This is a genomic window from Haemophilus sp. HMSC071C11 (assembly GCF_001837655.1).
Classification (GTDB): domain Bacteria; phylum Pseudomonadota; class Gammaproteobacteria; order Enterobacterales; family Pasteurellaceae; genus Haemophilus; species Haemophilus influenzae.
Genome location: NZ_KV833435.1, coordinates 19,310 through 30,542, shown reverse-complemented (window position 1 = coordinate 30,542; position 11,233 = coordinate 19,310). Strand labels below are relative to the sequence as shown.

Sequence of the window (11,233 nt, the reverse complement as noted above, 5' to 3'; positions counted from 1 at the left end):
ACTGCAAAAAAGGTGTTGTAATTGTTGTTTGTTATCATAAAAATCTTGATTTATTTCTATTGTATTGTATATTCAAACAGTTAATTTGAGTAAGGGATATTATGCTACAAGAAATTGAATTAAAATTGGCGATTTCGCCACAAATAGGTATTGAATTGCCACAATATCTTGCAAAATTTACGATTTTAGAACATCAAAATTTATTTTTGGGTAACACCTATTATGATTATCCCGATCATTTTCTTGCTAAACAAAAAATGGGGTTGCGTATTCGTCAAGAAGATCAAGAACTTACATTAACGCTTAAAACTAACGGCGAAGTTGTTGGTGGATTGCATAGTCGTCCAGAATATAATTTACCCTTAACCGAAAAAGAAACGCCAACCAATGCGCAATTAAGAGAACTTTATTCTTTTGAACAATTACCTAGCTCTACATTACAACCTATTTTCTCCACAGATTTTAACCGCACTTTTTGGTTAGTTGAATTTCAACAATCCAAAATTGAAGTGGCATTCGATCAAGGCAAAATTATTGCAGGCGAATATGAACAGCCTATTTGTGAAATTGAATTTGAATTAAAATCTGGCAATGTGCAGGATCTTTTTGATTTTGTGGAAACTTTGCCTTTTGAAAGGGATATTTATTTTAGTAGCGCAAGTAAAGCGAAGCGTGGTTATTTACTGGGTTCAAAACAATTTTTAACAGATTGGTTAAATAAATGGCGTGATTTCTTAAAAGAAGAACGAGAAGAAAGTGCGGTAGATTTTTGTGCAAAATTTAATTCCGTATTGAAAATGGAACAGAAACTTTTGGAAGAAACCTTATCATTTTCTCCCGCACTTTTTAGCCAAGATTTTATGAAAACAGTGGAGCGAGTAGGGGCATTTTTTAATCTTTATCATTATTATGATGAAAATGGGAAAATCTTAGAAGCGGTGGCAACAGAAAAACAAAAAGAAACGCACTTACCAGCTTTGTTAGAAAGCAATCAGAAAATCTTTGCTGAAATCCGTGATTTGATTCGTTTTCACAGTGAAACGAAAGACAATGAAAAAACTATTGAAAAATTGACCGCACTTTTGAAAAGTAGAGTTTATTTTGAGCGAATGATCAAATTAATGGAATTATCTTATGACCTAGGGTAGGTATACCCTAGGCTAATCTCAGTGTTACTCCGTTGGGGTAGTTTGATGTTCCCCAAAGGGGAAGCATTATAACCATAATTAACTGAGGGGATTTAATGTAACCTAGGGTAGGTATACCCTAGGCTAGTCTCAGTGCTACCCCGTTGGGGTAGTTTGATGTTTCCCAAAGGGGAACCACTATAAACATAAATTAACTGTGGGTATACTTACCCACGGCAAATACGGAGAATGAAATGGCTAAAGCCCCGAAAACAGCTTATGTATGTAACGATTGTGGTGCAGAGTTTTCTCGTTGGCAAGGGCAATGTTCGGCTTGTAAAGCGTGGAATACCATTACGGAAGTGCGGTTAATTTCCACGGCAAAATCAAAAAATGATCGTTTTAGTGGCTATGCGGGGGAAACTCAGGCAAAAATTCAAACCCTTTCTGAAATTAGTTTGCAAGAAACACCACGTTTTTCCAGTGGCTTTAATGAATTAGATCGGGTATTGGGCGGTGGGATCGTACCGGGCAGTGCGATTTTAATTGGTGGGCATCCTGGTGCAGGGAAAAGTACCTTGTTATTACAGGTCATGTGTGGTTTAGCGAAAAATATGACCGCACTTTATGTGACGGGAGAGGAATCGTTACAACAGGTTGCGATGCGTGCAAGTCGATTGGGATTGTCAAACGATCAATTAAAAATGTTGTCAGAAACCTCTGTGGAACAGGTTTGTAATTTGGCGGATCAGTTAAAACCGCAAATTATAGTGGTAGACTCTATCCAAGTAATGCATCTGGCGGATATTCAATCATCGCCAGGCAGTGTGGCACAAGTGCGTGAATGTGCTTCTTTCCTCACTCGTTATGCGAAAACCCACCAAGTTGCCATTATTATGGTGGGGCATGTAACGAAAGACGGTACCCTTGCTGGGCCGAAAGTGTTAGAGCATGCTATTGATTGTTCATTACTATTAGAAGGCGAGGCTGATTCTCGCTATCGTACTTTGCGTAGCCATAAAAACCGTTTTGGTGCGGTGAATGAATTAGGTGTATTTGGTATGACTGAACAAGGTTTGCGAGAAGTGAAAAATCCATCGGCGATCTTTTTAAGTCGTGGGGATGAGATTACATCGGGCAGTTCCGTGATGGTGCTTTGGGAAGGCACCCGCCCTCTTTTAGTTGAAATTCAAGCTTTAGTAGATCATTCAATGTTGGCGAATCCTCGCCGTGTTGCGGTGGGGTTAGAGCAAAATCGTTTGTCGTTGTTATTGGCGGTTTTACATAGACACGGAGGTTTGCAAATGGCGGATCAAGATGTCTTTGTAAATGTCGTTGGTGGTGTAAAAGTTAGTGAAACAAGTGCGGATTTAGCCTTATTGCTTGCGTTAATTTCTAGTTTCCGTAATCGCCCTTTGCCACAAGATTTAGTGATCTTTGGTGAGGTTGGATTAGCGGGAGAAATTCGTCCAGTACCAAGTGGACAGGAACGTATTAGCGAGGCTGCAAAACACGGTTTTAAACGTGCTATTGTTCCTTTTGGTAATAAGCCGAAAAGTGCGGTCGAAAATATGCAGGTTTTTACTGTGAAAAAACTCACGGATGCGCTCGCTGTGTTAGATAATTTATAAAAAAATCATTGCCTACTGAAAATGAAAGTGAAATTCTGTAGAATAGTTGTTCCTTTTTATGTGTAAAGAAATAAAGAAAATGGAAAAAAAACGAAATAAAGCATTGGATGCGATAGATATAAAAATTCTGAATGAATTACAACGCAACGGTAAAATTTCCAATATCGATTTGTCGAGAAAAGTGGGGCTTTCGCCAACGCCTTGTTTAGAACGCGTTAAACGTTTGGAAAAACAAGGTGTGATTATGGGGTATCGCGCACTGTTAAATCCAGAATTATTGGATGCACCATTGCTAGTAATTGTTGAAATTACATTAGTACGGGGTAAGCCCGATGTGTTTGAAGAATTTAATGCGGCGATTCAAGAGTTAGATGAAATTCAAGAATGCCATTTGGTATCGGGCGATTTTGATTATTTATTAAAAACTCGTGTGGCAGATATGGCGGAATACCGAAAATTGCTAGGCACGACATTATTGCGTTTACCAGGTGTAAATGACACTCGCACTTATGTTGTGATGGAAGAAGTAAAACAAACTAATTTCCTTGTATTGAAATGATATGATTAAACAAATTACAGAACGATTTACGCCAAGACAGTATTTAGCTGAATTTTTGCTAGGATTGACTGCACTTTTTGGACTTTATTTGATTGTTGCTTGGTCAAGTTATACGCCCCTTGATAATTCTTGGGCTACAGCCAGCGCGTATGGAAACACAATTAATAAAGTGGGGACATTTGGAGCGTGGATAATCGATCTTTTTTTTGTTTTTTTTGGCTATGTCGCCCATATTATTCCTTTCACCGCTTTTCTCGTGCCTATTTATTTATTGAAAACAAAAGCAGTTAAACATCTTTCCTGTACTCGAATTATTCTGCGTAGTTTCGGATTTATTATGCTAATTATTGGGCTTTGTGTAGTGAGTATGTTGCTTTTATCAAGTAATACTTTTTATTTGAGTGGCGGCGTATTGGGTGGATCGCTTGTTGTAAATTGGTTTTATCCTGTATTAGGTAAATTCGGTTCAATTTTAATTGGTTTTGCGTTTGCTTTAATTGGCTTTATTTTTTGTTCTGGCGCATCATTAATTCGATTAATTGTTGCATTTTATTATTGGCTAACAATGAAGAATGAGCAATCAGAAAATGCTGAACAAGAAAAATCAACAGAAGAATTAGAGCAAATCGTGATTGTAAAATCAGATCGTTCAGAAACAGAAAATCTAGATCAAAATCATCTCAATGTAGAACAAAATAGTGAAATAGAAACAGTAAAGCTATCATTAGAAGCAGAAAATATTTCAATTGACGCATCTTCATCACATTTAATTAGTATTAGCGGGTTAAATCCAGAGGTTTCTATAAAATCAGAATATGAACTCGCGAACGAAGAGAATGAAAAACCGCAATTTTCTTTTGGGTTTGATTCTGAAAGCTTGCCTAGTGTGAATTTATCGAGTGATTCAGATGAACAAAGGGTAAGCAAAAATGATTTTGTCGCAGTTTGGAATAAGCCTGTAAAAACAGTTGTTCAAGAAGATTTAGCAATTAATCAAAGTGCGGATGATTTTACTCAAGTTTCTTTGCTAACAAAAGATGAAATGCCAACAGTTTTATTAAGACCCAGTCATGAATCTTTGAATACTGAAATGGTAGATAATCATTTTACTACTCAAGTTGATGAAAAGGTAGATTTAGAAAAAGATGGAGTGAAATTTAACGTATCCTTACAGGATGATATGGAAGCCGTTCAATTAGACAAAAATCAAGAGCCTAATTATAAAGGTTATAGCGGTAGCTTGATTCATCCTGCATTTCAACAGCAAACAACAAAACGTGAAAAACCGAGTACACCATTACCTAGTTTGGATTTGCTTTTAAAATATCCGCCAAATGAACAACGCATTACACCAGATGAAATAATGGAAACCTCACAGCGTATTGAACAACAATTACGCAATTTTAATGTAAAAGCCAGCGTAAAAGATGTGCTTGTTGGCCCTGTTGTTACGCGTTATGAATTAGAATTACAGCCGGGTGTGAAAGCATCAAAAGTCACGGGCATCGATACCGATTTAGCAAGAGCATTGATGTTTCGTTCTATTCGTGTGGCAGAGGTTATTCCAGGTAAACCTTATATTGGTATTGAAACCCCAAATCTTCATCGTCAAATGGTGCCATTACGTGATGTATTAGATAGCAATGAATTCCGTGATAGCAAGGCAACTTTACCTATTGCTTTAGGTAAAGATATTAGTGGCAAACCAGTCATTGTTGATTTAGCAAAAATGCCACATTTATTGGTAGCAGGTTCTACGGGATCAGGTAAGTCTGTTGGTGTGAATACGATGATTCTAAGTTTACTTTATCGTGTTCAACCAGAAGATGTGAAATTTATTATGATTGATCCTAAAGTCGTCGAACTTTCTGTTTATAATGATATTCCGCATTTACTGACACCAGTTGTAACGGATATGAAAAAAGCCGCTAATGCGTTGCGTTGGTGCGTAGATGAAATGGAACGTCGTTATCAGTTGCTTTCAGCTTTACGCGTACGAAACATCGAAGGCTTTAATGAAAAAATTGATGAATACGAAGCAATGGGAATGCCTGTGCCAAATCCAATTTGGCGACCGAGCGATACGATGGATGCAATGCCACCAGCGTTGAAAAAATTGAGTTATATTGTGGTTATTGTCGATGAGTTTGCTGATTTAATGATGGTAGCGGGTAAGCAAATCGAAGAACTGATTGCACGGTTGGCACAAAAAGCGCGAGCTATTGGTATCCATTTAATTTTAGCCACACAACGCCCCTCTGTGGATGTGATTACTGGTTTAATTAAAGCAAATATTCCAAGTCGCATTGCCTTTACGGTGGCAAGTAAAATTGACTCACGAACTATTCTTGATCAAGGCGGGGCAGAGGCGCTTTTAGGTCGTGGAGATATGCTTTATTCTGGACAAGGTTCATCTGATTTAATCCGCGTACATGGAGCCTATATGAGTGATGATGAAGTCATCAATATTGCCGATGATTGGCGAGCACGCGGTAAGCCTGATTATATCGATGGCATTTTAGAAAGCGCAGACGATGAGGAAAGTTCAGAAAAAGGGATATCAAGCGGTGGAGAATTAGATCCACTCTTTGATGAAGTAATGGACTTTGTTATTAATACTGGTACAACTTCAGTATCTTCTATTCAACGTAAATTCAGCGTGGGTTTTAACCGAGCAGCGCGTATTATGGATCAAATGGAAGAACAAGGGATTGTCAGCCCAATGCAAAATGGTAAGCGTGAAATTTTATCGCATCGTCCAGAATACTAATTTAAAAGGAAAGTAAAATGAAAAAAACAACCTTAAAATTTGCCGCACTTACCTTACTTGGTTTGAGTAATTTGGCATTGGCTGATGCGGCAAGTGAATTACAAATGCGTTTAGCTAAAGTCGATGTATTAAGTGCAGAATTTGTGCAAACAGTGACTTCTGGAAGTGGAAAAAATGTTCAACAAGGAAGTGGCAAACTTCAAATTAAACGCCCAAATTTATTCCGTATGGAGACTAAAACCCCTCAAGAAACCCAGATTATTTCTGATGGTAAAACCTTATGGTTCTACGATCCATTTGTGCAACAAGTGACCGCACAATGGGTAAAAGATGCGGTAAATAATACTCCTTTTGTTTTGCTTACCAGCAATGATAAGAGCCATTGGCATCAATATACGGTAACACAACAATCGGATACCTTTGTGTTAAAACCAACCTTATCCACAAGCAACATTAAGCAATTTGATATTCGTGTTGATGCTAATGGAATATTGCGAAATTTCAGTACGACAGAGAAAGATGGGCAAACCAATCTTTATGTTTTACGTAATATTACTAATCAAACCTTGTCTGATAGCTTGTTCCAATTCAAGCCAGAAAAAGGCATTGAAGTTGATGATCAACGCAAAAAATAATGAATGATTATTTGAAATAAGGGCGTAGAAATACGCCCTTCAATTTTGTGAGAAATAAAAATGTCTAACCTCAATTTTGATTTTGCCGAAAATGATTTTCGCCCACTGGCGGCCAAGATGCGTCCAACGAGTCTAGAACAATATTTTGGGCAAAGCCATTTAATTGGCGAGGGCAAGCCACTGCGAAAAGCTATCCAAGCTGGTCATATTCATTCAATGATTTTGTGGGGCCCACCAGGTACGGGGAAAACAACCCTTGCAGAAATCATAGCACAACGTATTAATGCGGAAGTAGAGCGAATTTCTGCGGTGACGAGTGGTATCAAAGAAATTCGTGAAGCGATTGAGCGTGCAAAACAAAATCGTCTTGCAGATCGTAAAACTATCTTATTTGTGGATGAAGTCCATCGTTTTAATAAAAGCCAGCAAGATGCATTTTTACCGCACATTGAAGACGGAACCGTTATTTTTATTGGGGCGACAACAGAAAATCCCTCTTTTGAGCTAAATAATGCGTTGCTTTCTCGTGCCCGAGTGTATGTGCTGAAATCACTCACAACGGCTGAAATTGAACAAGTTTTGCAGCAAGCTGTAGAAGATCCTGAACGTGGATTGGGTAAAGAGCGGTTAATTTTAGAAGAGAATTTACTGCAAGTGCTTGCCGAATATGTTAATGGGGATGCACGATTAGCCTTGAATTGCCTCGAATTAATGGTGGATATGGCAGATGAAACGGAAAATGGAAAGAAAATTGACCGCACTTTATTAAAAGAAGTCTTAGGCGAACGTCAAGCGAGATTTGATAAACAAGGTGATCGTTTCTATGATTTAATTTCTGCGCTACATAAATCTGTTCGCGGTTCTGCTCCAGATGCTGCGCTGTATTGGTATGCACGAATTTTGACAGCGGGTGGAGACCCTTTATATGTCGTGCGCCGATTACTTGCCATAGCTTCAGAAGATGTGGGAAATGCAGATCCTCGTGCTATGCAAGTCGCATTGGCTGCTTGGGATTGCTTTACTCGAGTCGGGGCTTATGAAGGAGAGCGAGCCATCGCCCAAGCCATTATTTATCTTGCGGTAGCGCCAAAAAGTAATGCAGTTTATACCGCATTTAACACTGCGAAACAGCAAGCGAAAGATTTACCCGATTACGATGTTCCACCACATTTACGCAATGCGCCGACTAATTTAATGAAAGAGCTTGGCTATGGGGCTGAATATCGTTATGCCCACGATGAACCTAACGCTTATGCGGCAGGCGAAAATTATTTCCCACCTGAATTAAAAGACACTCAATATTATTTTCCGACAAATAGAGGTATGGAAATTCAGATTAAGGAAAAACTAGAACGGTTACGTGAGCAAGATAAAAGTGCGGTGAAAAAACGGTATAAATAATCTTTATTTAGGATTTTTTTAGAATGGAATGAAAGTGCGGTTAATTTGAAAACTGTTTTAAAATTGACCGCACTTTTTTACTTAATTTTTTAAGCAAATCTTTTCAAATTCATTGAAGAATGTAGGAAAGGTTTTGGCAGTACATTTGGGATCTAAAATCGTCACTGGTGTGTTTGATAGTGCGATTAGAGAAAAACACATTGCTATACGGTGATCGTTATAGGTCTCAATATTGGCGTGTTTAAATTGATTGAGTGGAAGCGGTTGAATACGAATAAAATCTTCACCTTCTTCGACTTCTGCACCGATTTTACGTAGTTCGGTTGCCATTGCTGTTAATCGATCTGTTTCTTTCACACGCCAGTTATAAATATTGCGAATGACGGTTTCGCCGTTGGCAAAAAGAGCAGTAGTTGCAATCGTCATTGCGGCATCTGGAATGTGGTTCATATCCATATCAATACCATTTAATTCAGCGTATTCGGCTTGGATAAAATCCTCTCCCCAAGTGATTTTTGCCCCCATTTTTTCTAATACATCAGCAAATAAACGATCGCCTTGAATTGAATTTTTGCCAATGCCTGTTACTTTCACTTTTCCTTTAATGGCGCCAGCTGCAAGAAAGTAAGAGGCTGATGATGCATCGCCTTCTACCAAGTATTTACTAGGCGAAATATAGGATTGATTGCCTTTAATGTAGAATTTTTGGTAGTGATGATTTTCAATCTTAACACCAAAATCTCGCATCATTGCAAGGGTAATGTCAATATAGGGTTTAGAGACTAGTTCACCGATAATTTCTATTTCTGTGTCATTTTCTGCAAGTGGTGCAGACATTAAAAGTGCGGTCAAAAATTGAGATGAAATTGAACCATCAATTTTGACTTTTCCACCTTTTATCCCTTTGTTGCGAATTGCGAGCGGAGGATAACCCTCATTCTCTAAGTAGCGAATATCTGCACCCGCTTGGCGTAGCGCATCGACCAAATGAAGAATCGGTCGTTCTTTCATACGAGGTTCACCCGTTAAGATGATTTCGCTTTCGGTTTTTCCTTTTAAGCAAAGTGCTGCGGTTAATGGACGCATTGCAGTCCCAGCATTGCCAAGAAAGAGTGAAAGATTATTCTGTATATTGAATGCTCCGCCTAATCCCTCTATTTCACAAATAGTTTTATCATCAGACAGTTGATAGCGTACGCCCAATGTTTTGAGGGCGTTAAGCATATGTCGAATATCATCGCTATCTAATAAATTGGTTACTTTTGTTGTTCCTTTAGCTAAGGCGGCTAAAAGTAATGCGCGATTCGATAAACTTTTAGAACCTGGTAAATTAATTGTTCCTTCAACCGCACTTATTGGTGCAAGAGTAATTTTTTCCATTACAACACCACCGTTTTATTTTTATAAACAAAAATTCTATCGTGTAAAGCGAGATCAAGGGCGCGACTTAACACGGTTTTTTCCACATCACGGCCAGCACGCATCATCGCTTCTGCATTATAAGTATGATCCACATTAATCACATTTTGCATAATGATTGGGCCTTGATCTAATTCGTTATTAATAAAATGTGCCGTTGCGCCAATAATTTTTACACCGCGTTCATAGGCTTGTTGATAAGGCTTGGCACCAATAAAAGCAGGCAAGAATGAATGATGGATATTAATCACTCGATTTGGATAACGTGCGACAAATTCAGGGTTTAGCACACGCATATATTTAGCGAGAACAATATAATCTGGCGTATATTCATCAATTTTTTCTGCCAGTAATTTGTCGTGTTCTACACGGGTTAAGTTTTCGTGGCTAACTAAATGAAATGGAATATTAAAACGTTCAACAAGTTCACGTAAATTATCGTGATTGCCGATTACGGCTGCAATTTCTACATCAAGCGCACCATAATAATTTTTCATTAAAATATCGCCGAGGCAGTGAGCTTCTTTGGTAACTAAAATTACAATTCGCTTACGTTGGGTGCCAATTAATCGACAATTCGTTTCTTCGGGTAAGCTATATTTTAGATCTTCTAATAAAGTAGCTTCGTTAAAAATACCTTCCAATTCTGTGCGCATAAAGAAATGTTTGGTTTCAAAATCTACAAATTCATTATTATGAAGAATATTTAGTTGATGTTTGTAACAAATATTAGTTATTTTTGCGATTAAGCCTTTATCATCAGGGCAATCAGTGAGTAATATTTTTTTTTCGATCATAATGTTGTGTGCTATGTTTAGATAAAAAAATAGAACCCATAAAATAGGTTCTAGTTTCAAATAGAAAAATTAAATTTCGAAATCAGATAATGATTTACCTTTGTTCAACGCATTTTGAATTGGGCGTGGTGTGCGACCTTGACCCGTCCAAGTTTTATGCTCGCCATTTTCATCAATAAACGCATATTTTGCAGGGCGTGGAGCACGTTTTGCTCGAATTGATACAGTTTTTGTGCCAAAAATTTCGTGTAATTCTTCAGGTGTAATACCTTCTTTTTCCATTAATTCTTTATATTTAGCTAAACGCTCTTTTCGCTCTGTCTCTGCTTTAATTAATTCTGCTTCATTAGCACGTTTTTCTTCGATAGCTGTTTGTAATTTTTCTAGGGCATTTTCTGCTTGTTCTAACGTTAATTCACGTACAGCTGCGCGTAAACTACGAAGATTTGTTAAACCTCTTACTAATTCGTTCATAATAAACCTCAATAAATAACATTAAATGTGGGAAAATTTATTTAATAATAGAGAAAATAAAATTTATTGTAAATATCTATTATTAAATAAATGGTCGAAACAGATATATTTTTTTGTGTTTATTTTCTTTATATTTTTATTAAAGTTTATAAAATCTGTTGGCATTTTGTTTGTTTTACGGTAATCTCCCCAATCACTACAAAAGTAGAGGCGCAATTATTATAAGTATTTTTTCAGAGTGGATAACGAAGAAGAAAAAAGAAAGGAATAGTTGCCGAAATCAAATAAAAGTCGTTTTGTTTGGTTGGTGGCGTGCTCGAAAGGGGCGACACTGTCATAGTTTTTCTGATTAACTATGGAGTGCTACGGTTGTTCTGGTCTTATTCTGTCCTATGCTTTCCGTTCTCTCCATTAATTATA

Annotated in this window: 9 protein-coding genes and 1 riboswitch; of the genes, 6 read left to right on the top strand and 3 right to left on the bottom strand. The window is 37.6% G+C overall.

All coding sequences use genetic code 11. The annotated features are described in order from the left end of the window. The first annotated feature begins 101 nt into the window (after positions 1–101). The 6 genes from HMPREF2644_RS06505 (at position 102) to HMPREF2644_RS06480 (ending at position 8,123) form a co-directional block, all read left to right on the top strand. A complete protein-coding gene (locus HMPREF2644_RS06505; RefSeq protein WP_070828336.1) occupies positions 102–1,148 on the top strand; it encodes a CYTH domain-containing protein in 1,047 nt (348 codons plus the stop codon). A 233-nt stretch (positions 1,149–1,381) separates the two neighbouring features. Then, a complete protein-coding gene (radA, locus tag HMPREF2644_RS06500; RefSeq protein WP_070828335.1) occupies positions 1,382–2,758 on the top strand; it encodes a DNA repair protein RadA in 1,377 nt (458 codons plus the stop codon). A 79-nt stretch (positions 2,759–2,837) separates the two neighbouring features. Continuing rightward, positions 2,838–3,317, top strand: coding sequence for a leucine-responsive transcriptional regulator Lrp (gene lrp, locus HMPREF2644_RS06495; RefSeq protein WP_005653255.1), 480 nt, complete (start codon positions 2,838–2,840; stop codon positions 3,315–3,317). Position 3,318: 1 nt separating this feature from the next. Continuing rightward, positions 3,319–6,087 carry a DNA translocase FtsK gene (locus tag HMPREF2644_RS06490; protein WP_070828334.1) on the top strand — a complete coding sequence of 923 codons (2,769 nt, stop codon included), beginning with the start codon at positions 3,319–3,321 and terminating at the stop codon, positions 6,085–6,087. 17 nt (positions 6,088–6,104) lie between these two features. Further along, positions 6,105–6,722, top strand: a complete 618-nt coding sequence (lolA, locus tag HMPREF2644_RS06485) for an outer membrane lipoprotein periplasmic chaperone LolA (RefSeq protein ID WP_005690067.1) — start codon at positions 6,105–6,107, stop codon at positions 6,720–6,722. A 60-nt stretch (positions 6,723–6,782) separates the two neighbouring features. Next, positions 6,783–8,123: a replication-associated recombination protein A gene (locus HMPREF2644_RS06480; RefSeq protein ID WP_014550847.1), complete on the top strand. Its 1,341-nt coding sequence runs from the start codon at positions 6,783–6,785 to the stop codon at positions 8,121–8,123. A gap of 81 nt (positions 8,124–8,204) precedes the next feature. Here HMPREF2644_RS06480 and aroA read toward each other — a convergent pair whose 3' ends face one another. From aroA to HMPREF2644_RS06465, 3 genes are all read right to left on the bottom strand, one after another. Then, complete coding sequence (aroA, locus tag HMPREF2644_RS06475) at positions 8,205–9,503, bottom strand: 3-phosphoshikimate 1-carboxyvinyltransferase (RefSeq protein ID WP_070828333.1); 1,299 nt, start codon at positions 9,501–9,503, stop codon at positions 8,205–8,207. Beyond that, positions 9,503–10,339, bottom strand: a complete 837-nt coding sequence (gene purU, locus HMPREF2644_RS06470) for a formyltetrahydrofolate deformylase (RefSeq protein ID WP_005661478.1) — start codon at positions 10,337–10,339, stop codon at positions 9,503–9,505. The genes aroA and purU overlap by 1 nt, the downstream gene beginning before the upstream one ends. 69 nt (positions 10,340–10,408) lie before the next feature. Beyond that, positions 10,409–10,813, bottom strand: coding sequence for an H-NS histone family protein (locus tag HMPREF2644_RS06465; RefSeq protein ID WP_005647241.1), 405 nt, complete (start codon positions 10,811–10,813; stop codon positions 10,409–10,411). A gap of 197 nt (positions 10,814–11,010) precedes the next feature. Continuing rightward, positions 11,011–11,187, top strand: a riboswitch (Lysine riboswitch). The last annotated feature ends 46 nt before the right edge of the window (positions 11,188–11,233 follow it).

Bases quoted from the DNA above. Each gene is read 5' to 3' on its own strand.
- aroA (WP_070828333.1), bottom strand. From the start codon at position 9,503: ATGGAAAAAATTACTCTTGCACCAATAAGTGCGGTTGAAGGAACAATT.
- radA (WP_070828335.1), top strand. From the start codon at position 1,382: ATGGCTAAAGCCCCGAAAACAGCTTATGTATGTAACGATTGTGGTGCA.
- lrp (WP_005653255.1), top strand. From the start codon at position 2,838: ATGGAAAAAAAACGAAATAAAGCATTGGATGCGATAGATATAAAAATT.
- HMPREF2644_RS06490 (WP_070828334.1), top strand. From the start codon at position 3,319: ATGATTAAACAAATTACAGAACGATTTACGCCAAGACAGTATTTAGCT.
- HMPREF2644_RS06505 (WP_070828336.1), top strand. From the start codon at position 102: ATGCTACAAGAAATTGAATTAAAATTGGCGATTTCGCCACAAATAGGT.
- purU (WP_005661478.1), bottom strand. From the start codon at position 10,339: ATGATCGAAAAAAAAATATTACTCACTGATTGCCCTGATGATAAAGGC.
- HMPREF2644_RS06480 (WP_014550847.1), top strand. From the start codon at position 6,783: ATGTCTAACCTCAATTTTGATTTTGCCGAAAATGATTTTCGCCCACTG.
- HMPREF2644_RS06465 (WP_005647241.1), bottom strand. From the start codon at position 10,813: ATGAACGAATTAGTAAGAGGTTTAACAAATCTTCGTAGTTTACGCGCA.
- lolA (WP_005690067.1), top strand. From the start codon at position 6,105: ATGAAAAAAACAACCTTAAAATTTGCCGCACTTACCTTACTTGGTTTG.